Genomic DNA, 21,273 nt, shown 5'->3' with positions numbered 1-21,273 from the left:
AAGGCTCAACGGCTGGCCTCGTCACGGGCCCGGCTCATCTTGCCCGCCAGATTCTTGAGCGCCTCGTCGGCGAAAATATCCTCCAGATCCCGGGAGAGCTTGCGACGCCAGTTGGGGTATTCGTAACTGGTGCCCGGCACGTTGACCGGCTTGTCCATCTCCAGCCAGTCTTCCAGCTGGGTGCTGAACAGGGCACAGCTGCCGCGGGACATGTGCAGTTGCAGACCGTGGTTGAGCTCGGTGTTCATGCCGACCCAGTTCACGTCGTGGCTGATATTGCCAGAGATGACCCCATGGGCATGCAGGCTGTCAAGGATCCGCTGCTTGGCCTGGTGGCGATCAGCATACAGGGTCTTGAGCACCTCTTCATCCGGATACAGGCCCAGTTCGCGTCCCAACGCCAGATCGTCGCAATGCCAGAAGCCCTTGAGGGTCGGCATGTCGTGAGTGGTCAGGGCCGACATAGCCTGCTCGGCGTAGTGGGCCGGGGAGATGAAGCCGCCATCGTCCTTGGAGCGCTCGAAGAAGAACACCTTGTAGGAGTGGACGCCGTTCTCCTTCAGGGTCACGTCGATCCCCTCCGGCACTGTGCCGAGATCCTCGCCGATCAGCAGGCACTGGTTGCGGTGGGATTCGAGGGCCAGGATCCCCAGCAGGTCGTTGACCGGGTAATAGATGTAGGCACCCTTGGCGGCGGACTCTCCGGGCGGCACCCACCACAGGCGCAGCAAGGCCATCACGTGGTCGATACGCAGGGCACCGCAGGAGCGCATGTTGGCGCGGAACAGATCCACCATGGGCTGGTAGGCCGCCTCGAACAGCTGGTTCGGGTTCATGGGGGGCAGGCCCCAGTTCTGGCCGAGGGGGCCGAGAATGTCGGGCGGCGCACCGACCGAGGCTTTCGGGCAGTAGAGATCCCGGTTCGCCCAGATCTCGGTGGAGCCTTCGGAGACGCCGACCGCCAGATCCCGGTAGATCCCCATCACCATGCCGGCGGCCTTGGCGCGGGCATCGGCCTGGGCCAGCTGCTCGTCGGCCAGGAACTGCAGGTAGAGGTAGAAGGCCACGTCCTGGTTGTGCTCGGCCATCCAGGCGGCAACGGCCGGGTTGTGGTAGTCACGGAACTGCTCAGGCCAGACCGGCCAGCCCCAGGCGTTGTCGCCCTTGGCATAGAAGTGGGCCTGCAGGGCATCGAACGCCGCCTGCTGTTGCAGGCTGTCGCCACCGGCGGCCACGAAGGCATCGAACGCAGCCTGGCGCTCGGCGCTGAAGCTGGCATGGTCGAACACCTGGCGCAGCATGCCGATCTTGGTCTGGATGACGCCGGTGTAGTCCACGTTGTCCTTGACCCGTAGGGAGGTGAGGTGCTGCTGGAAGGCCGGGCTCGCCACCTCCGCCTTCAGGCGATCGTTGCTCAGGAATTCGGGCACCGCCTCCACATCGATATAGGCGACGTTGAGCCAGCGACGGGAAGAGGGGCTGTAGGGGCTGGCGCTCTCCGGGTTGGCCGGATAAAGAGCATGAATGGGGTTGAGGCCGACGAAGTGGGCACCCCAGGCGGCGGCTTTTTCCACCAGCTGACCGAGATCGCTGAAGTCGCCGATGCCCCAGTTGTGGCGGCTGCGCAGGCAGTAGAGCTGCACGCTCGGGCCCCACACCTTGCGACCATTGGCGATGGGCGCCTGCTTGTAGCAAGACTTGGGGGCGACGATGAGACGCATGGAGGCCAGCGGTTCGTCATTGCCCTCTTCCAGCAGGATGAGCTGGTGATAACCCAGCGCCGGCTGGACATCCAGGGTGACGCGATAGGCCTGGCACTCCATCTCCTCGAACTCGGCCACCCCGACCAGCTCACCCTCGATGGGAGTGAATTGACCGGACAGCACGGCACCCTGCTCCTGCTGGAGCTGCCAGGTGAGGGCGTCGTTGACGAATTCGATGGGCAGACGGACTTCGAGGCTGATGGGCTCGCCGCTGCGGACCACCATCACGGGATCCAGCGCGCGCAGCCAGTGCTGGCGATGCTCCTGCTCCAGCTGCTCGGTCAGGGCGGCCTCGTCGTCGACGCGGTAACCCATGGCGCCCAGCATGGCGGCCTTGCTCTCTTCGGATACCAGGGCCGGCTGGCCCCAGGCATCAACATACTCACTGGCGATGCCTTTGGCGGCAGCCAGCTGTTCAATCAGGGTGGTCATAGTTTGAGAATTCCCGCTGTGGATTCTGTCTACACTATTTTGTGATTAATTTTTATGGTGGTACTTGAACAGTGGCTCTTTGGCCATGCTAAACCGCGCACATTTTTACATATCTCCCCGGCTGGATGTGTGACCGGGCAGGCACTATTGTTGTTCTCTGCACCCGACGTTGCTGATGATGCATTCAACAAAAGCTGGTAGCCAGTTACATAAACCGAAAATAAATTTCACAGTTTTTCATGATATAGCGCAATTTCGCGCAGATTGTTGGTTGACTCGCAGGTGAGTTCTAGTAAATTTACAAACGGAATTTTCTTTGACTACTGAACAGTTAGGTAACCAATTATGACTATCAAAGTAGGTATTAACGGTTTTGGCCGTATCGGTCGTTTCGTATTCCGTCTGGCCGCTGAGCGTTCCGACATCGAAGTGGTTGGTATCAACGACCTGATCGACGTTGACTACATGGCTTACATGCTGAAGTACGACTCCACCCACGGTCGCTTCAAGGGCACTGTTGAAGTCAAAGACGGCAACCTGATCGTCAACGGCAAAACCGTACGTGTTACCGCTGAGCGTGACCCGGCCAACCTGAAATGGGGCGAGATCGGTGTTGACGTTGTTGCCGAAGCCACCGGCCTGTTCCTGACCGACGAGACCGCTCGCAAGCACATCGCTGCCGGCGCCAAGAAAGTCGTACTGACCGGCCCGTCCAAGGACGCCACCCCGATGTTCGTCATGGGCGTCAACCAGGATTCCTACGCTGGCCAGGACATCGTTTCCAACGCTTCCTGCACCACCAACTGCCTGGCCCCCATCGCCAAGGTTCTGAACGATACCTTCGGTATCGAATCCGGCCTGATGACCACCGTTCACGCTACCACTGCTACCCAGAAGACCGTTGATGGCCCGTCTGCCAAAGACTGGCGCGGTGGCCGCGGCGCGGCTCAGAACATCATCCCGTCCTCTACCGGTGCTGCCAAGGCCGTTGGCGTGGTCATCCCGGAACTGAACGGCAAGCTGACCGGCATGGCCTTCCGCGTTCCGACTCCGGACGTGTCCGTTGTTGACCTGACCGTCAACCTGAAGAAAGAAGCGTCCTACGCTGAAATCTGCCAGGCCATGAAGGCTGCCTCCGAAGGCGCCATGAAGGGCGTGCTGGGCTACACCGAAGACGAAGTGGTTTCCACCGACTTCTTGGGTGAGCGTCAGACCTCCGTGTTCGATGCCAAGGCTGGTATCCAGCTGAACAAGACCTTCGTGAAAGTCGTCTCCTGGTACGACAACGAAATGGGCTACTCCAGCAAGGTTCTGGACCTGATCGCTCACATCTCCAAGTAATTTGGGATGCGCAATCGCGTAGCTTGAAAAAAGGCGGCCAATGGCCGCCTTTTTGTATTCTGAATCACGGACCCTTTCTGAATGTCCCCCAGCACTGGAGCCTTTATGACACCGACACGCACGCTGACTGCCCACTGCACCCTTAGCCAGGACGGCCTGCCCCTGCTGACCATAGACAATGAGCACGCCAGGGCCGAGATCAGCCTGTTTGGCGCCCACGTGCTGAGCTATCGGCGCCATGGCGAGCCCGCCTCCCTCTGGCTCAGCGACAAGGCCGTACTGGATGGCAGCAAGCCCATCCGCGGCGGCATCCCCCTCTGCTGGCCCTGGTTCGGCCCCTCCCCCGCCCGCGTTGGCAGCGGCAAGCCGGCCCATGGCTTCGCCCGCACCAGCCTTTGGACTCTGGACGGCGTCTCCGATCACGGGGATGGCACGCTCGTCCATCTGTCCCTGCGCGACAGCGATGCCAGCCGCACACTCTGGCCCCATGCCTTCGAGCTGGAGCTGGACGTGCTGGTAGGCAAGGAGCTCTCCCTGGTGCTGACCACCCGCAACACCGGCAAGGCGCCGCTCACCTACAATGCCGCCCTGCACACCTATCTGCAGATCAGCGCGCCGGAAGCGGTGACCCTGACCGGCCTGGGCGAGCCTTACCTGGACAAGCTGACCGGCCAGGCCGAACGTCAGCAGGGCCCCCTGACGGTGACGGCGGCCATGGATCGCATCTATCGCCAGCCCGACGCCATGGTCAGCGTGCAGGATGGCGAGCGCACCACCCGGGTGGTCAGCGGCAACCACGACAGCGTGGTGGTCTGGACCCCCTGGCAGGAAGGCGCCAGCGCCATGGCCGACATGAGCGACGACGGTTATCGCACCATGCTTTGCGTCGAGGCCGCCATCACCGACGAGGCCGGAGTCACGGTAGCACCCGACGAGGAACACAGTTTCTCCACCGTGATCCTCTGACGATACGGCTGACGGATAAAGAAAGAGGGCTCCCGCGGGAGCCCTCTTTGCATCTTGTCATCAGAGACGATCAGGCGTTGCCCTGGGTCTTGAGCTTAAGCTCGGCGGCAAAATTCAGCATGCGATCCAGCGGGATCAGGGCTTTCAGGCGCAGCGCTTCATCCACCTGGATCTCGTGGCGCTCGGCGCCGTCGGTCAGCGCCTCCTTGATCGCCACCAGGCCGTTCATCGCCATCCAGGGGCAGTGGGCGCAGCTGCGGCAGGTGGCGCCATCGCCACCGGTCGGTGCCTCCACCATCTCTTTCTCCGGACAGGCTTGCTGCATCTTGTAGAAGATGCCGCGATCGGTGGCCACGATGAGCTTCTGCTGGGGCAGCTCTTTGGCCGCCTTGATGAGCTGGCTGGTGGAACCCACCGCATCCGCCAGTTCGATGACGGAGGCCGGGGATTCCGGGTGCACCAGCACGGCGGCATCCGGGTTCTGGGCCTTGAGCTCACGCAGCGCCTTGGCCTTGAACTCGTCGTGGACGATGCAGTGGCCCTGCCAGCGCAGCATCTCTGCCCCCGTCTTCTTCTCGATATAGGCACCCAGGTGCCTGTCCGGTCCCCAGATGATCTTGTGACCCTGGCTGTCCAGGTGCTCGACGATCTCCAGCGCGATGCTGGAGGTGACCACCCAGTCGGCTCTCGCCTTCACCGCCGCCGAGGTGTTGGCGTAGACCACCACGATATGGTCGGGATGGGCATCGCAGAAGGCGGAGAACTGATCGATGGGGCAGCCCAGATCGAGGGAGCACTCCGCCTCCAGGGTCGGCATCAGCACCCGCTTGTGGGGACTCAGTATCTTGGAGGTTTCCCCCATGAAGCGCACCCCGGCCACGATCAGGGTCTGGGCGGCGTGGTCGCGGCCGAAGCGGGCCATCTCGAGAGAGTCGCCGACAAAGCCGCCGGTGGCCTCGGCCAGGGCCTGGATCTCGGGATCCGTATAATAGTGGGCAACCAGCACGGCCTGGCGCTCCTGCAGCAGCGTCTTGATCTCGGCGATCAGGGTCACCTTCTGCTCGGCGCTCAGGGGCTTCGGCTTGGCCGGGAAGGGGTAGTCCATCTCGACTACCGGCGGGACATTGTTCAGTGCATTGCTCATTGCGACTGTTCCATCAACGCTTGGAAAGGCCAAAATTATAACCAGAAGCCGCGCACAAACCCATCAACAAATCCAGTACAGTACAACTGTCAGAACCCGCTCGGATCAATCGTTGTCATTCTTGCCAAAAGGAGTTGTCGAATGAAACAACGCTCTCTCAAAACCAAGTTGCTGCTGCTCACCCTTGGACTCTTTCTCGCCAGTGGCGTCGCCATGACGCTGATGCAGTCATCCTCCCTGAACAGCCTGCGCACCGAGATTGTGGCCCAGACTCGCGGCGCCCTGGAGCAGGAGGTCTCACGCGCCCTGCAATTCCAGGCCGAACGCTACGCTCAGCAGATTACCGACCAGTTGCAGCAGGCCTACCAGATACCCCTCGGCATGGCGGCGCAGCTCGAGGGCAGCATGGCCCAGCCTGATCGCATGCTGGGCCGCCCCCAGGTAGAGCTCCTGCTGCACAGTCGTCTGCGCCAGGCTGACGGGATCAGCTCTATCTACGCACAGTTCGAACCCAACGGTTATGACGGACAGGACGCCGACTGGCAGGGGGGCGCGAGTCACTCGGTTGCCGGCAAGGGCAGCCTGGAGGTCTACTTCACCCGGGAACAGAACGGAAACATAACGCAGCAGACCATAGATGCCGCTACCAGTGACGCCAAGTTCGACACCTCACGCAATGAATTCGGCATCCGCAACAGCGAGTGGTACCTCTGTGGCCGCGACACCCTGCGACCCTGCCTGATGGAGCCCTACCTCTACGAGATAGGCCCGGGCCAGAAGATGCTGATGACCAGCCTGACGGTGCCCATCCTCAAGGAGGGCAAGTTTGTCGGGATCGCCGGTGTCGACATGAACCTGCCCATCTTCCAGCAACTGGCCGAGCAGCTCGGCAAGCAACTCTATGACAACCAGGCCGAGGTGACCCTGGTCAGCAAGATGGGGCTCATCGCCGGCAGCAACCGCCACGCCGGCAAGCTGGGGCGCCCCCTGACGGAGGCCGGACTGGTTGCCCCGAACGGACAGCCTCAGGAGACAGACAGCGATTTCATCCTGCAGCAGCCGATCCGGATCGAGGCTGCCGACAGCCAGTGGTGGCTGATGATCAAGGTGCCCAAGGCACTGGCCCTCAGCCAGGCCGATACCATCAGCAACCAGCTCGGCAGCCTGCTGCAAGCCACCCAGCAGCAGCAGTTGATCGCCATCGTCATCATCACCCTGCTGGCGCTGGCACTGCTCATCTGGTTCATCCAGACCATCACGGCCCCCCTCTCCCTCATCAGTCGCCACGTCTCCCACCTCGCCAGCAATGAGGGCGATCTGACCCAGCAGATGCGCATCGACACCCACCAGGAGTTCATCGAGCTTGGCAGACACCTCAATGCCTTCCTCGGCAAGCTGAGGGCCATGGTGCAGGGCAGCAAGCAGGTAGGGCAGCAGGTACATCAGCAGGCAAGAGGCATGAAGCAGACGGCCGAGACCATGCGCAGCAGCCTGGACGAGCAGAACCTGGAGCTGGAGAGCGTGGTCAGCGCCATGCACGAGATGAGCACCACTGCGGTCAGCGTGGCGGGCTACGCCGAGCAGGCGGCGCAGGAGTCGGAGGCGGCAACCCACCATGTCAGCAGGGCCCAGCAGACCCTGAGCCAGGCCCGCAGCGAGATCCATGCCCTGGTCGAGGACATGCACCAGGCGGACAAGGCGGTCGCCCAGGTGGCGCTGAGCAGCGCCAACATCAGCCGCATTCTCGACGTGATCCGGGCCATCGCCGAACAGACCAACCTGCTGGCCCTCAATGCGGCCATCGAGGCGGCGAGGGCCGGCGACATGGGCAGAGGCTTTGCGGTGGTGGCGGACGAGGTGCGGGCGCTGGCCAACAAGACCCGGGCATCCACCGACGAGATTGGCCAGCTGATCGGCAGTCTGCAGACCGAGGTCACCAGCAGCCAGCAACTGATGAGCACGGGCATCACCCGCTCGGTCAGCACGGTCGAGGGGACAGATCAGGCCTTCGAGGCGCTCGGTCAGGTGGTGGTCCAGATCCAGCAGATCCACGACCACATCAGCCAGGTGGCCACGGCGGCCGAACAGCAGAGCACCGTCAGCGACACCATCAACCAGAACCTGATGAGGATCGGGGATACCGCCACCACCCTGGGGCAGGAGGCGAGCGCCAGCCATCGCCTGAGCGAGGCGCTGGAGCAGGCGGCCACCACCCTGACGAGCGAGCTCGAACGACTGCGGACCTGATGAAAGAGAGAAACGAAAAAGCCCGCATCGCTGCGGGCTTCTCAATATGGTGGTCGTTACTGGGCTCGAACCAGTGACCCCCTCCTTGTAAGGGAGGTGCTCTCCCAGCTGAGCTAAACGACCTGGGATTCTTGAAATGATGGTGGGTCGTGCTGGATTCGAACCAGCGACCAATTGATTAAAAGTCAACTGCTCTACCGACTGAGCTAACGACCCATCTGTATCATTTTTTAAAGCATGGTGGTCGTTACTGGGCTCGAACCAGTGACCCCCTCCTTGTAAGGGAGGTGCTCTCCCAGCTGAGCTAAACGACCTGGGATTCTTAAATGATGGTGGGTCGTGCTGGATTCGAACCAGCGACCAATTGATTAAAAGTCAACTGCTCTACCGACTGAGCTAACGACCCATCTGTATCATTTTTTAAAGCATGGTGGTCGTTACTGGGCTCGAACCAGTGACCCCCTCCTTGTAAGGGAGGTGCTCTCCCAGCTGAGCTAAACGACCTGGGATTCTTGAAATGATGGTGGGTCGTGCTGGATTCGAACCAGCGACCAATTGATTAAAAGTCAACTGCTCTACCGACTGAGCTAACGACCCATCTGTATCATTTTTTAAAGCATGGTGGTCGTTACTGGGCTCGAACCAGTGACCCCCTCCTTGTAAGGGAGGTGCTCTCCCAGCTGAGCTAAACGACCTGGGATTCTGAAATGATGGTGGGTCGTGCTGGATTCGAACCAGCGACCAATTGATTAAAAGTCAACTGCTCTACCGACTGAGCTAACGACCCATCTGTATCATTTTTTCTTTCTATTTCAAGAAAGTGGTGGTCGTTACTGGGCTCGAACCAGTGACCCCCTCCTTGTAAGGGAGGTGCTCTCCCAGCTGAGCTAAACGACCTGGGAATCTGTGCGGTCAAGAGTGGTGGGTCGTGTAGGGATCGAACCTACGACCAATTGATTAAGAGTCAACTGCTCTACCGACTGAGCTAACGACCCACATCCTGAACCTGTCACCGACCGCATGTGGCGGACAGTGTTAAAGCATGGTGGTCGTTACTGGGCTCGAACCAGTGACCCCCTCCTTGTAAGGGAGGTGCTCTCCCAGCTGAGCTAAACGACCTGGGAATCTGTGCGGTCAAGAGTGGTGGGTCGTGTAGGGATCGAACCTACGACCAATTGATTAAGAGTCAACTGCTCTACCGACTGAGCTAACGACCCACATCCTGAACCTGTCACCGACCGCATGTGGCGGACAGTGTTAAAGCATGGTGGTCGTTACTGGGCTCGAACCAGTGACCCCCTCCTTGTAAGGGAGGTGCTCTCCCAGCTGAGCTAAACGACCTGGGAATGCTGTCTTCACCCGTTGTGAAGAAATGGTGGGTCGTGCTGGATTCGAACCAGCGACCAATTGATTAAAAGTCAACTGCTCTACCGACTGAGCTAACGACCCTCACCACGACCAGGACCGACTGCACTGCTGCACCGGCTCTGACGGCGGCCTATATTACGGATTTATCATCCTGGCGCAATAGAAAAATCTTAAATTAAATCTGTTTGTTCACTGCGCATACAAAGCAAGAGCATCTTTACAAGACTGTTACTAAAACAGTGACATGCAGCAATGTTACAGCTTGCCCAGGCTCTGCTTGGCCAACTGGGCCGGCGAGGTGTTGGGGTACCCCTTGATCACCTGCTCATAGAAGGCCTTGGCTTCCGCCTTCTTGCCATCGAGCTGGGCCAGCATGCCGAGCTTCAGCAAGGCGTCGGCCCGCTTGGGCGACTTGCTGTACTTGTTCGCCACCGTGGTGAACTGGCTCGCGGCACCGGCTCTGTCGCCCTTGTTGAACATCAGCTGACCGAGCCAGTAATGGGCATTGGGGACATAGCTGGAGCTGGGGAATTGCTTGATGAAGCCCTCGAAGGCGGGAATGGCCTTGTCGTAGTTCTTCTCCTTGAGCACCATGTTCACGGCCGCGTCGTAGGCCTGATTCTCGTCCTGGTTGGTCGAGTAATTGGCTGCCGCAGCAGGGGTCGCAGCAGCGGCGGCTGGCTGTGCCGGGGCGGCGGCAGGCTGGCTGTTCGCCACCTTGTCGAGCTCCTGGTAGAGCTGGCGCTGGCGCTCCTGGGACTGCTCCATCTGGTAGGTCTGCTGCTCCAGCTGGCCGCGCAGTTCGGAGACTTCCCCTTGCAGGGAGTCGACCTGCTGCTGCAATTCGGCCTGCAGGCGCAGACGGGCGTTGAGGGTGCGTTCCAGCAGGGCGACCCTGTCTTCCAGACTGCCCGTCGGCACTATGGCACCGTTGTTGCCACTGAGGGCCACGGCACTGCCGCTGTCGCCACTGAGATCGCTCACCGGTGCCGCCGCTTGCGCATTCAGAGCAACCAATACCGCCAGCGCAACAACAGCTTGCTTGTACACAGATTTCATTCGGATCAAACCTTAGCGTTTAGTGCAAATAAAACGGCCAGCGCCATAGTCGCTCGCTGATACAGATTTCATTCGGATCAAACCTTGGCGTTTAGTGCAAATAAAACGGCCATCGAAATGGCCGCTTGCATATAAACGAACTTCGTTCGATTCAAACCTTAGTAAACCAGGACCGCACGGCGGTTCTTGGCAAAGGCTTCCTCGGTGTGGGACAGATCCAGCGGCTTCTCTTCGCCATAGCTGACGATGGAGAGCTGCTCGGCCTGCACACCCAGGGTTTGCAGATACTTGGCAACGGCCTTGGCACGACGCTCGCCCAGTGCGATGTTGTATTCCGGAGTGCCGCGCTCATCCGCGTGGCCTTCGATCAATACCTTGACGCTCGGACGCTCACGCAGGTAGCTGGCGTGGGCATCCAGCAGGTCGGCGTACTGACCCTGGATGTCGTAGCCATCGTACGGGAAGTAGATCACGTTGTCGCGCTGCAGCGCTTCGAACTTCTGACGCATCTGCTCTTCCGGGGACAACATGCCGTTGGCGCCGCCGGTTTGTACACCGCCCATGCCGTCGGTCATGCCGGACTCGGCGCCAGCGGCGTCGGAGTCGGAAGAGGAGCTACAGGCGGCCAGGGTGAACAGTGGCAGTGCGATGGCCAGACCCTTGAGCAGTTTATTGAGTTGCATGCTATTTCCTTAAACCTTTATAACAAAACAAAAAACAAGCGATTTTTTTATCAATTCAAGAAGGGCGACCAAGCTGGTGCACGAATTTCACCGCTACTGGTCGGAAGCACTGCCTTGAAGCGACCGTCGGTCGACACCAATGCAAGACTCTTACGACCCTGATAGATGGTGGCATAAATGATCATGCTGCCATTGGGAGCCACACTTGGCGATTCATCCAGAGCACTCTGAGTCAGTACCAGCATGGCTCCGTTTTCCATATCCTGGCGAGCGATGCGATATTGTCCCTGAACCCGGGTCACCATCACCATGGACTTGCCGTCCGGCGTGATGGATGCCCCCTGGTTGGAATCCCCTTCCCAGGTCATCCGGCGAGTGACGCCAGTCGCCAAATTTACGCTATAAATCTGGGGTTTGCCACCACGTTCAGAGGTGAACAGCAAAGTTTGACCGTCCGGCATCCAGGAGGGTTCGGTGTCTATAGTGCGGTTATTTGTGACTCGAGTGAGTTGCTTGCTAGCAACATCAACAACATAGAGATCCGGCTGCCCGTCCTTGGACAGGACAATAGCCAAACGACGACCATCCGGCGACCACTCAGGGGCACCGTTGATGCCGCGGAAGCTGGTGATCATGCTGCGCTGCTGGGTGTAGATGTCCTGCACGTAGATCTCGGACTTCTGGTTCTCGAAGCTCACGTAGGCCAGCTTGCTGCCATCCGGCGACCAGGCCGGGGACATCAGCGGCTCGCGGGAGCGCAGCAGGGTCTTCTCGTTGTAGCCGTCGTAGTCGGAGATGCGCAGCTGGTACGGGAACTGGGTGCCCTGCTGGACCGACACATAGGCCAACCGGGTCAGGAAGGCGCCACGCTCACCGGTCAGACGCTCGTAGACGATGTCGGAGATGCGGTGGGCGAACTGGCGCATCTGGGCACCCGGGATGGTCGCCATGCGGCTGTCCAGGATGTAACCGTTCGCCTCGCCGCCCTGCGCCTTGGCCAGCTGGCCCTTCAGCACATCGACCAGCTCGAAGTTGATCTTGTAGGTGCCGTCACCCACCGCGGCGATGGAGCCGACCACCACGGCCTCCACCCCCTGGGAAGCCCAGGGCGCGAAGTTGATCTCGCCGCTGGTGCTCGGGGTCTGCGGCATCTGGCTGCGGGACAGGGGCTTGAACTTGCCACTGCGCATCAGGTCGTTGGAAACCACCTCGGCGATGTCCTGCGGCAACTGGCCATTGCCCTCCCACTTGAAGGGGGCGATGGCGATGGGGCGCGCACTGTCGATACCGCCGGTGATGACGATGTCCAAGGCCGCCTGAGCGCTCTGGCCTAGCAGAAGGCAGCCAACCAAAGCAAAAAACACTTTTCTTATCATGGCTTAAACTCTCAGTTCCAATTTGAGATTCGACTCTCTGACCAACAAAATATTGTTAACCAAAGCAGCAGTGCTTTCTTTGTAATCACTTAAATTTGCGGAGCCAACTGAAGACTCAACTCCTTCATCATCTCGAATGCCGCCGGATCCTTCGGCACCGGCAACTGATTGGCCTTCAGCACCGCCGCCTTGCCGGAGCGGCAGACAGCCGGGTCGCCCTGGCCGTTGTCCACCGAGATGACGAAGCCGCTGCTGGCCAACTTGACACCGATAGTACAGGTTTTGCCCCGCATGGTGGGATCCAAAATCATGTAACGCTCGACCGTGGCCTTGATGAGGGCGGCGTACTTGTCGACTTCGCCCTTGGCGGCAGCAGACGCAGCCTGACTGCGCGCATTGGCTTCAGCCGCCAGTTGCTGCTCCATCATGGCTTCCATCTCTTTTTGCAGCTTGGCCTCCTCGGCCGCCTTGCGTTTGCGCTCCGCCTCTATCTTGGCTTTCTTCTCGGCCTCCGCCTTCGCCTTCTTCTCTGCGTCAGCTTTTGCCTTCTTGTCAGCCTCGATCTTGGCCTTCTTCTCGGCCTCCGCCTTGGCTTTCTTCTCGGCTTCCGCCTTCGCTTTCTTCTCCGCTTCGGCCTTGGCCTTCTTCTCGGCCTCCGCCTTCTTGGCCTTGGCCTCTTCCGCCTTGGCCTTCTCCTCGGCCTGCTTCTTCTCCAACTCTTTCTTTTTCTTCAGCGCCAGCGCCTTGGCCTCTTCCGCCGCCTTGCGTTCGGCTTCGGCCTTCTTGGTCTTCTGCTCCTCGAGTTTGCGGGCTTCCTCGGCTTTCTGGGCCTTCTCTTCCGCCTGCTTCTGTTCAGCCTCTTTCTTCTGCTTGTCGGCCTCGGCCTTGCGGGTCGCCTCCTCGGCCTGCTTGCGCTTGGTCTCGGCGATGCGCAGGCGCTCCTGCTCCTGTGCCAGCTCGCGCTTGACGCGCTCGGCGTCTTCCTTGTCCTTCTGCTGCTGCACCGCCTTGGGCTGGGCCTGCTTCTGCTGCTGGATTTGCTGCATCTGCTGTTCCAGCATTTCGCTGTCCATCATGACCGCATTGACGATCTGTCCCTTGGACTCGGGGCGCTTGGGTTTGCTGAAGTCGACGCCGACCAGCAGGATGATGCCGATGATCAGATGCAGCAGCAGCGACGCGACGAGATAACCGGAAATACCACGCTTCACATCCATCTCCGTCAGTTCACCGGATCCGTCATCAGACCAACCTGAGGCACACCGGCTTTCTTGAGGGCCACCATCAGCAGGATCACCTCTTCGTAACGCACGGACTTGTCACCGGCCACCACCACGGGGGCGTTCTGGTTGATGGCCAGGTAGCCCATGGCCTTCTCGGTGATGTATTGCTGCATCGCCTCTGGCGTGCCGCTCGGCACCGGCTCGTCATCGGCCTCGCCGGCCTTGATGACGTACTCGCTCTCGGTGTTCACGCTGACGATGAAAGGCGGCTTGGAATCTTCCGGCAACTGCTCGGATTCCGCCTGGGGCAGATCCACCTTGACCCCCTGCGTGATCACCGGCGTCACCGCCATGAAGATGATGAGCAGCACCAGCATGACGTCGATGTAGGGCACCACGTTGATCTCGGCGACCTTCTTGCGTTTGAGCCGCTGATAGGTTTGCATTACTTCTCACCCTGCTGTGCGATTTGGCGGTTCAGTATGGTGGTGAACTCGTCCATGAAATTGGCGTAGGCGTTTTCCAGCCGCTCGACCTTGTTGGTGAAGCGGTTGTAGAAGATAACGGCCGGGATGGCGGCGAACAGGCCCATGGCGGTGGCGATCAGCGCCTCCGCGATGCCGGGCGCCACCATCTGCAGGGTCGCCTGCTGCACCTGACCCAGGGCGATAAAGGCGTTCATGATCCCCCAGACGGTACCGAACAGACCGATATAGGGGCTGATGGAGCCGATGGTCGCCAGCACCGGCAGGTTGGACTCGAGATCGTCCACCGCGCGGGACAGGGAGACCCGCATAGCGCGATAGGTACCGTCCATCACCGCATCCTGGCCGCGAGCACCAGCCTTGAGCAGGCGGGCATACTCCTTGAAGCCGGAGTAGAAGATGTCTTCCATGCCTTCGATGTCGTCACGACGGGAAGAGGACTCCTGGTAGAGGCGATTGAGATCGACCCCGGACCAGAATCTGTCTTCAAACTGCTCGGAGGCGAGATTGGCCGCCTTGATGGCCTTGGAACGCTGGATGATCAGCGCCCAGGAGACGACCGACATGCCCATCAGGGTCATCATGACCAGTTTGACCAACAGACTGGCTTGCCAGAACAGGCCAATAAACGAAATTTCAGCGTGCACTTAACAGCACTCCCTTGATTTTTTCAGGTATTGCGACAGGTTTCATTTGCGGATGGCTGACACAGGCAATCTGAACCATGGCCTGGGTGATCAGCCGCCCATCAGCCGCCAGTATCTGCTGTGAAAAGCGCATGGAGGCACGTTTCACTTCAGTCACTTGCGTCAGTACGGTCAGCAGTTCGTTGAAGCGGGCGGCGGCGCGAAAGTCGATCTCGGTGCGACTCACCACGAAGGCGATGCCCTCCTGCAGCAGGACATCCTGTTCGATGCCGCCGGCGCGCAGGAATTCGGTGCGGGCCCGTTCCATAAACTTGAGATAGTTGGCGTTGTAGACGATGCCTCCGGCGTCCGTGTCTTCGTAGTAGACACGCACCGGAAACTCAGAGACTTCCCCCATAAAAATCTGTGATCCATTCGACAGTCAGATGGGGGGCTATCATAGCGCAGGGCTGAATAGGAAAGAAGCAGGGGGAGACAGGGAAATCCCATCTCCCCCCGTTTTTTATGGCAGGAAATAACCCGTTCCCGGACAGACTCCGCCGAACATACCAGACGGGCTGCAGCCGGGATAAGACAGCCACCCCCGAGGGGACGAAAAACAGGGGGAGGCGGCTAAACGCCGGCCTCCCCCTCTGCATTCATGACAGGTAATAGCTGCTGGTCAGCCAGAGCCCGTACAACAGGCTTGGCAGGGCGAGCCAGGGAAAGAACAGCACGCGGCCGACCAGGCTGCGAGGATGGAATCCCAGGCCGTGCATGACCCCGCAGCAGACCGCCCACATCAACCAGGGCGCGAGCCAGAGACCGTGGTCACTGGTATTCGCCGCGACCAGGTTCGGTGCCTGCAGGATGGCGACGGCCAACAGGGCCGCCGCCAGCAGCATCAGACCCTGCCATGGCTGGCGCTCCAGGGGAGCGGCCAGCCGGGCAAGCCTGTCACTTGTCTTCATCTATCTGACGATCCAGGTTCTCGGTGTGCTCCAGCCAGAGCGCATTGATGATGCCAAACGCACAGGCCAGCAGCAGCCCCAGGATCCAGGTGAAATACCACATATCAGGGCACCTTCTTAGTAGAGCGATTGTTGGTTGTCTTCGATGTGCTTGTTACTCACCCGGCCGAACATCTTGATATAGGTCCAGATGGTGTAAGCCAGCACGGTCGGTACGAAGACGACTGCGACTACCGTCATCACCTTGAGGGTGTTGAAGGAGGCGGTGGAATCCCACATGGTCAGGCTCTGGGACGGCTCCAGGCTCGAGGGCATCACGAACGGGAACATGGAGAAGCCCGCCGTCAGTATGATGCCGGCGATGGCCAGGGAGGAGAACAGGAACGCCACCCAGCCCTTGTCCAGCTTGGCCGCCACTGCGGTCAGCAGGCACATCGCCAGACCCAGCACGGGAGCGGCGATCATCCAGGGGTAGAGGCCGTAGTTCTGCATCCAGGCACCGGCCTGCACCACCACTTCCTTGTGGAGCGGGTTGGTGACGGCGTCGGTGGCGACGGAGCCCACGATCACATAGCCATCCATGCCGCTCACCCAGACACCGGCCAGGGCGAACAGCACCAGGGTCAGCAGGGAGAAGATCATGGCGGCGGTGCGGGAACGCGCCAGCACTTCACCTTCGGTCTTCATCATCAACCAGGTCGCGCCCTGGGTGATGATCATGAAGAGGCTCACCAGACCGGCCAGCAGGCCGAACGGATTGAGCAGGCCGAAGAAGTTGCCGTGATAGGTCATCATCAGGAACTGGTTGAAGCTGAACGGTACCCCCTGCAGCAGGTTGCCGAACGCCACCCCGAAGATGACGGGTGGGATGGCACTACCGGCGAACAGGGCCCAGTCCCAGTTGGAGCGCCACTTGGCGTCTTCCTGCAGGGAGCGGTACTTGAAGCCGACCGGACGGAAGAACAGCGCCATCAGGGTCAGGATCATGGCGATGTAGAAGCCGGAGAAGGCCGCCGCATAGACCATGGGCCAGGCGGCGAACAGGGCGCCACCAGCGGTCACCAGCCAGACCTGGTTGCCCTCCCAGTGCGGTCCCATGGTGTTGAGCATCACCCGACGCTCCACATCCTTCTTGCCGACGAAGGGGAGCAGGGCGCCCACCCCCATATCGAAACCGTCGGTGATGGCGAAACCGATCAGCAGCACGCCGACCAGCACCCACCAGACCAGACGCAACAGTTCGTAATCAAACATGGGTCACTCTCCTTATGCCTTGCTCTGTTCGAAGTGGTACTTGCCCGTCTTCAGGCTGCTGGGGCCCAGGCGCGCATACTTGAACATCAGGTACATCTCGATGATCAGCAGCACCGTGTAGAACAGGAAGATCCCGATCAGAGAGAACCAGATCTCGGACGCAGGAATGTTGGATGCGGAGACGTAGGTCGGCAGCATCTCGGCGATGGTCCAGGGTTGACGACCATACTCGGCGACAAACCAGCCCGCCTCGATGGCGATCCAGGGCAGCGGGATGCCCCACAGCAGCGCCTTGAGCAGCCACTTGCGCTCGCCGATCTTGTGGCGGGTGCTGTCATAGAAGGCCAGACCGATCAGCACCAGCATCAGGATGCCGCAGGCGACCATGATACGGAAGGCGAAGAACAGCGGCAGCACCTGCGGGATGGAATCATCCACGGCGGCCTTGATCTGCTCGTCGGTGGCGTCGGTCACGTTCGGGGTGTAGCGCTTGAGCAGCAGGCCGTAGCCCAGATCCTGCTTCACTTCGTCGAAGCGGGCGCGGGTATCCTCGGACTTGTCACCGGATTGCAGCTTGGTCAGCAGCTCGTAGGCGGTCATGCCGTTGCGCACGCGCAGTTCGTGCTCGCTCTTCAGATCCTTGAGGCCGGTCACCTGGCCGTCCAGGGAACGGGTGGCGATGATGCCAAGGGCATAGGGGATCTTGATGGCGTAGTCGGTGCGCATCTCCTCCTGGTTCGGGATACCGAACAGGGTGAAGGAGGCCGGCGCCGGCTCGGTGTTCCATTCGGCCTCGATGGCCGCCAGTTTCACCTTCTGCACCTCGCCGGTCTCGTAACCGGACTCGTCGCCCAGCACCAGCACGGAGAGGATGGAGGCCATGCCGAACGCCGCCGCGATGGCGAAGGAGCGACGGGCAAAGGCCACGTCACGGTGCTTCAGCAGGTAGTAGGAAGAGATGCCCAGCACGAACATGGCGCCCGTGGTGTAGCCTGCCGCGACCGTGTGGACGAACTTGACCTGAGCGACCGGGTTGAACACCAGGTCGGCGAAGCTCACCATCTCCATGCGCATGGATTCGAAGTTGAACTCGGCACCCACCGGGTTCTGCATCCAGCCGTTGGCGACCAGGATCCAGAGGGCGGAGAGGTTGGTCCCGAGTGCCATCAGCCAGGTGGCGGCCAGGTGCTGGCGCTTGCTGAGGCGATCCCAACCGAAGAAGAACATGCCGACGAAGGTGGACTCCAGGAAGAAGGCCATCAGCCCTTCGATGGCCAGCGGGGCCCCGAAGATGTCGCCGACATAGTGGGAGTAGTAGGCCCAGTTGGTACCGAACTGAAACTCCATGGTGAGCCCTGTGGTGACCCCCAGGGCAAAGTTGATCCCGAACAACTTGCCCCAGAACTTGGTCATGTCCCGGTAGACAGTGTTGTTGGTCATCACATAGACGGACTCCATGATCGCCAGGATGAAGGCCATCCCCAGCGTCAGGGGTACAAACAGGAAGTGATAAAGGGCCGTCGCGGCAAATTGGAACCGCGATAGGTCTACCACATGCTCAGCAATCATGATGTTTCCTCACCGATTATTGGCACGGCTATTTTGAGTTTTAAGGACAAAGCTTCCACTGGAAGTCCCCGAACGGTCGGTCACGCCGTCGGCGGTCTGACCGGATTCGACTGCCACCACATTAACAACAAGGCAATACACGAGAACAAAAAAAGCTAATGTTTAACATCTTTCAAACAATAACTATGGTTCTATTCCCGCCTATAATGATCGCTGTTTTATATCACCTTTATTTGATTGAAATCAATGTAAAACCACCGCCAATACATGCTTTTTCAAGGCAACTTACGAGCCAATTCATATTAATTGTGCGAACCGCATCACAAAAAACACACGAACATAAATTATTGATTTAAATCAATTTTATAAAGAAACAAAATAGTTTCAATTCTGTTAATCAAATAGTGAAAGCCATAAAAATCGCGCTCATTATTCCATTATTTAAAAAATGATGCGGCTCATCATGAAAGCAATTTAAAACCAGTAAAAACACATGTTTATGCGTATATCCCGCCTCAGGTAAATCATTACTTTATCTAATCAAAAGCCCATAGATTTTCTTGTTTGTTCCTCCCGGCAAGAGCTCCTACAATGCGCCTCGCAGTGAGGGCATACCTCTGGATACAGGCCGGTCATTCCGGGTTCCCGGTACGTATTCGATGAACATTTCGAACCTGTTTGTTGGGATTAATGATGAAAAAGTTTGTTGCCAAGACCATCCGTTACTACAAGCTTTCTTTCGTTCAACTCTATCAAATGAACCGACTCTGAGGCCTCGCGACGGCTCCTTTGTTTTTTCCCGACCGGCCTGCAGACGCCCTCACAGTCTGTGAACATCCATCCTGAATTGTCTTTGCCCACCGCATCCGCCGTGGGCTTTTTTTACACGCACAACAAAAAACCGCCTTGAGGGCGGTTTTTTCGTTCACATCGCGGCGCTTACTGCTCTGCCGGCCGTTCCAGGCCGAAGTGCGCATAGGCTCTCTGGGTCGCGATCCGCCCTCTGGGTGTACGTTGCAGATAGCCTTGCTGGATCAGATAGGGTTCCAGCACATCCTCGATGGTGTCCTTCTCCTCGCCGATGGCGGCAGCCAGGTTGTCGAGCCCCACGGGCCCCCCCATAAACTTGTCGATGACGGCCAACAATAGCTTGCGATCCATGAAGTCGAAACCCTCGTTGTCCACGTCCAGCATGTCCATGGCGCGGGCCGCAATGGGTCCGTCAATCCGCCCGTCGGACTTCACCTGGGCGAAATCCCGCACCCGTCTTAACAATCGGTTAGCAATGCGCGGCGTGCCCCGGGAGCGGCGCGCCACCTCTAGCGCCCCGTCGCTCGACATGTCGAGGCCGAGACAGCGGGCGCTGCGGGAAACGATGTCGGTGAGGTCCTTGACGTTGTAGAACTCCAGCCGCTGGACGATGCCGAAGCGATCCCGTAGCGGGCTGGTCAGGGAGCCGGCCCGGGTGGTGGCGCCGATCAGGGTGAAGGGGGGCAGGTCGAGCTTGATGGAGCGGGCTGCGGGCCCCTCCCCTATCATGATGTCGAGCTGGTAGTCCTCCATGGCCGGGTAGAGCACCTCCTCCACCACGGGGCTGAGGCGGTGGATCTCGTCGATGAAGAGCACATCGTTCGGCTCCAGGTTGGTGAGCAGGGCGGCGAGATCGCCGGCCTTCTCCAGCACGGGGCCCGAGGTGGTCTTGATGTTGACCCCCATCTCGTTGGCGACGATGTTGGCCAGCGTGGTCTTGCCGAGGCCGGGCGGACCGAAGATCAGCAGATGATCCAGGGCCTCCCCGCGCTGGCGGGCCGCCTCGATGAAGATCTCCATCTGGTCGCAGACGTGATCCTGCCCGGTGTAATCGGCCAGTTTCCTGGGCCGGATGGCCCGATCGATGATCTCGTCCTCGCGGGCAGCCCCTGCCGAGATGAGACGATCCGCTTCAATCATGGGCTACCTCACGCGCTGCATCCCCGCTCGCACCGGCGCGCGGCAGGGGGTGATCCGCTCTGTTCATGGTCACACTCACACCAGGCTGCGCAGGGATTCGCGGATGATGGCCTCGACCGACATCCCCTCGACCGCCACCTTGGTGACGATCTGGCTCGCCTGCTGCGGCTTGTAGCCGAGCGCCACCAGGGCGCTGGCCGCCTCCTCGCTCGCATCGGGGGCGCGCAGCGGGCTCTCCTTGGCAGGCAGGGCGATCTCGGCCGGGGAGAAGAGATCGTGGCTGACCCAGCCCTTGAGCCTGTCCTTCATCTCCACCACCAGCCGCTCGGCGGTCTTCTTGCCCACCCCGGGCAGCTTGACCAGAGAGCTTATCTCCTCGCGCTCGACACTCATCACGAACTGGGTGGCCGTCATACCGGAGAGGATCGCCAGCGCCAGCTTGGGGCCGACCCCATTGGTCTTGATCAGCTCGCGAAACAGCGCCCGCTCCTGCTTGTGATTGAAGCCATACAGCAACTGGGCATCTTCCCGCACCACGAAGTGGGTGTGGATCACCGCCTCCTTCCCCAGTTCCGGCAGATCATAGAAGCAGCTCATGGGCATGTGCACCTCGTACCCCAGACCCCCCACTTCGATCAGGACCTCGGGGGGTTGCTTCTCGATGATGACGCCTCTCAAGCGACCGATCATGTTCTCTTCCTCGCCACGCAGACTCTTTCCAAATTGGCCACTAGCATAAAGAATAACTGGATAAGTATCCAGCATAGGCCGCCCTCGGCCTCGCCCTCACCAGACTGAATTTAGCCCTTGGGCCAC

At 59.8% G+C, this 21,273-nt stretch carries 18 protein-coding genes and 14 tRNA genes; 3 read left to right on the top strand and 29 right to left on the bottom strand.

Annotation, left to right across the window (positions count from 1 at the left end):
- Positions 1-5: 5 nt before the first annotated feature.
- The gene (gene malQ, locus I6L39_RS10060) at positions 6-2,195 is read right to left on the bottom strand and encodes a 4-alpha-glucanotransferase (protein ID WP_216991683.1); all 2,190 of its coding nucleotides are present in this window, start codon (positions 2,193-2,195) and stop codon (positions 6-8) included.
- Positions 2,196-2,540: 345 nt separating this feature from the next.
- On the opposite strand from malQ, the gene gap reads away from it, so the two are divergent.
- Positions 2,541-3,536 carry a type I glyceraldehyde-3-phosphate dehydrogenase gene (gene gap / locus I6L39_RS10055; protein ID WP_042074119.1) on the top strand — a complete coding sequence of 332 codons (996 nt, stop codon included), beginning with the start codon at positions 2,541-2,543 and terminating at the stop codon, positions 3,534-3,536.
- A gap of 105 nt (positions 3,537-3,641) precedes the next feature.
- Positions 3,642-4,502 carry a D-hexose-6-phosphate mutarotase gene (locus I6L39_RS10050; RefSeq protein WP_216991682.1) on the top strand — a complete coding sequence of 287 codons (861 nt, stop codon included), beginning with the start codon at positions 3,642-3,644 and terminating at the stop codon, positions 4,500-4,502.
- 70 nt (positions 4,503-4,572) lie between these two features.
- Here I6L39_RS10050 and nadA read toward each other — a convergent pair whose 3' ends face one another.
- Positions 4,573-5,646, bottom strand: coding sequence for a quinolinate synthase NadA (gene nadA / locus I6L39_RS10045; RefSeq protein ID WP_216991681.1), 1,074 nt, complete (start codon positions 5,644-5,646; stop codon positions 4,573-4,575).
- A gap of 141 nt (positions 5,647-5,787) precedes the next feature.
- Here nadA and I6L39_RS10040 point away from each other — a divergent pair, with 141 nt between their 5' ends.
- Positions 5,788-7,893, top strand: coding sequence for a methyl-accepting chemotaxis protein (locus I6L39_RS10040; protein ID WP_216991680.1), 2,106 nt, complete (start codon positions 5,788-5,790; stop codon positions 7,891-7,893).
- A gap of 47 nt (positions 7,894-7,940) precedes the next feature.
- Here the strand turns inward: I6L39_RS10040 and I6L39_RS10035 are convergent.
- The 27 genes from I6L39_RS10035 to ruvA form a co-directional block, all read right to left on the bottom strand.
- Positions 7,941-8,016 (bottom strand) — tRNA-Val (locus tag I6L39_RS10035).
- A gap of 17 nt (positions 8,017-8,033) precedes the next feature.
- Positions 8,034-8,109, bottom strand: a tRNA-Lys gene (locus tag I6L39_RS10030).
- Positions 8,110-8,131: 22 nt separating this feature from the next.
- A tRNA-Val gene (locus I6L39_RS10025) sits at positions 8,132-8,207 on the bottom strand.
- A 16-nt stretch (positions 8,208-8,223) separates the two neighbouring features.
- Positions 8,224-8,299 (bottom strand) — tRNA-Lys (locus tag I6L39_RS10020).
- Positions 8,300-8,321: 22 nt separating this feature from the next.
- A tRNA-Val gene (locus I6L39_RS10015) sits at positions 8,322-8,397 on the bottom strand.
- A gap of 17 nt (positions 8,398-8,414) precedes the next feature.
- Positions 8,415-8,490: transfer RNA gene (locus I6L39_RS10010), tRNA-Lys, on the bottom strand.
- A 22-nt stretch (positions 8,491-8,512) separates the two neighbouring features.
- Positions 8,513-8,588, bottom strand: a tRNA-Val gene (locus I6L39_RS10005).
- Between the two features lie 16 nt (positions 8,589-8,604).
- Positions 8,605-8,680 (bottom strand) — tRNA-Lys (locus I6L39_RS10000).
- Between the two features lie 34 nt (positions 8,681-8,714).
- A tRNA-Val gene (locus I6L39_RS09995) sits at positions 8,715-8,790 on the bottom strand.
- Positions 8,791-8,812: 22 nt separating this feature from the next.
- Positions 8,813-8,888, bottom strand: a tRNA-Lys gene (locus tag I6L39_RS09990).
- A gap of 48 nt (positions 8,889-8,936) precedes the next feature.
- Positions 8,937-9,012, bottom strand: a tRNA-Val gene (locus I6L39_RS09985).
- Between the two features lie 22 nt (positions 9,013-9,034).
- A tRNA-Lys gene (locus I6L39_RS09980) sits at positions 9,035-9,110 on the bottom strand.
- A gap of 48 nt (positions 9,111-9,158) precedes the next feature.
- Positions 9,159-9,234: transfer RNA gene (locus I6L39_RS09975), tRNA-Val, on the bottom strand.
- Between the two features lie 32 nt (positions 9,235-9,266).
- Positions 9,267-9,342, bottom strand: a tRNA-Lys gene (locus I6L39_RS09970).
- 174 nt (positions 9,343-9,516) lie between these two features.
- Positions 9,517-10,320, bottom strand: coding sequence for a tol-pal system protein YbgF (gene ybgF, locus I6L39_RS09965; protein WP_209794722.1), 804 nt, complete (start codon positions 10,318-10,320; stop codon positions 9,517-9,519).
- Between the two features lie 158 nt (positions 10,321-10,478).
- On the bottom strand, positions 10,479-11,003 hold the full coding sequence (gene pal, locus I6L39_RS09960; protein ID WP_010672877.1) for a peptidoglycan-associated lipoprotein Pal: 525 nt from the start codon (positions 11,001-11,003) through the stop codon (positions 10,479-10,481).
- A gap of 50 nt (positions 11,004-11,053) precedes the next feature.
- Positions 11,054-12,379 carry a Tol-Pal system beta propeller repeat protein TolB gene (gene tolB / locus I6L39_RS09955; RefSeq protein ID WP_042074111.1) on the bottom strand — a complete coding sequence of 442 codons (1,326 nt, stop codon included), beginning with the start codon at positions 12,377-12,379 and terminating at the stop codon, positions 11,054-11,056.
- A gap of 89 nt (positions 12,380-12,468) precedes the next feature.
- The gene (gene tolA, locus I6L39_RS09950; protein WP_042074110.1) at positions 12,469-13,596 is read right to left on the bottom strand and encodes a cell envelope integrity protein TolA; all 1,128 of its coding nucleotides are present in this window, start codon (positions 13,594-13,596) and stop codon (positions 12,469-12,471) included.
- 5 nt (positions 13,597-13,601) lie between these two features.
- Positions 13,602-14,048 carry a protein TolR gene (tolR, locus tag I6L39_RS09945; protein WP_042074109.1) on the bottom strand — a complete coding sequence of 149 codons (447 nt, stop codon included), beginning with the start codon at positions 14,046-14,048 and terminating at the stop codon, positions 13,602-13,604.
- Complete coding sequence (tolQ, locus tag I6L39_RS09940) at positions 14,048-14,734, bottom strand: protein TolQ (protein WP_010672873.1); 687 nt, start codon at positions 14,732-14,734, stop codon at positions 14,048-14,050. The genes tolR and tolQ overlap by 1 nt, the downstream gene beginning before the upstream one ends.
- Positions 14,724-15,131: a tol-pal system-associated acyl-CoA thioesterase gene (gene ybgC, locus I6L39_RS09935; RefSeq protein ID WP_042074106.1), complete on the bottom strand. Its 408-nt coding sequence runs from the start codon at positions 15,129-15,131 to the stop codon at positions 14,724-14,726. The genes tolQ and ybgC overlap by 11 nt, the downstream gene beginning before the upstream one ends.
- A gap of 241 nt (positions 15,132-15,372) precedes the next feature.
- Entirely contained in the window at positions 15,373-15,684 is a 312-nt protein-coding gene (locus I6L39_RS09930) for a cyd operon YbgE family protein (protein WP_042074104.1), read from the bottom strand.
- A complete protein-coding gene (gene cydX / locus I6L39_RS09925; RefSeq protein WP_005331536.1) occupies positions 15,671-15,787 on the bottom strand; it encodes a cytochrome bd-I oxidase subunit CydX in 117 nt (38 codons plus the stop codon). The genes I6L39_RS09930 and cydX overlap by 14 nt, the downstream gene beginning before the upstream one ends.
- A 14-nt stretch (positions 15,788-15,801) precedes the next feature.
- A complete protein-coding gene (gene cydB / locus I6L39_RS09920) occupies positions 15,802-16,938 on the bottom strand; it encodes a cytochrome d ubiquinol oxidase subunit II (RefSeq protein ID WP_042074103.1) in 1,137 nt (378 codons plus the stop codon).
- 12 nt (positions 16,939-16,950) lie between these two features.
- Complete coding sequence (locus tag I6L39_RS09915) at positions 16,951-18,507, bottom strand: cytochrome ubiquinol oxidase subunit I (protein ID WP_042074101.1); 1,557 nt, start codon at positions 18,505-18,507, stop codon at positions 16,951-16,953.
- Between the two features lie 939 nt (positions 18,508-19,446).
- Complete coding sequence (ruvB, locus tag I6L39_RS09910) at positions 19,447-20,457, bottom strand: Holliday junction branch migration DNA helicase RuvB (protein ID WP_042074100.1); 1,011 nt, start codon at positions 20,455-20,457, stop codon at positions 19,447-19,449.
- 75 nt (positions 20,458-20,532) lie between these two features.
- Complete coding sequence (ruvA, locus tag I6L39_RS09905) at positions 20,533-21,147, bottom strand: Holliday junction branch migration protein RuvA (RefSeq protein ID WP_042074096.1); 615 nt, start codon at positions 21,145-21,147, stop codon at positions 20,533-20,535.
- Positions 21,148-21,273 lie beyond the last annotated feature (126 nt).

This window comes from Aeromonas sp. FDAARGOS 1409, from assembly GCF_019048705.1.
Taxonomy (GTDB): domain Bacteria; phylum Pseudomonadota; class Gammaproteobacteria; order Enterobacterales; family Aeromonadaceae; genus Aeromonas; species Aeromonas sanarellii.
The sequence above is the reverse complement of the archived record's forward strand: the minus strand, read 5'-3'. Positions and strand labels throughout refer to the sequence as shown.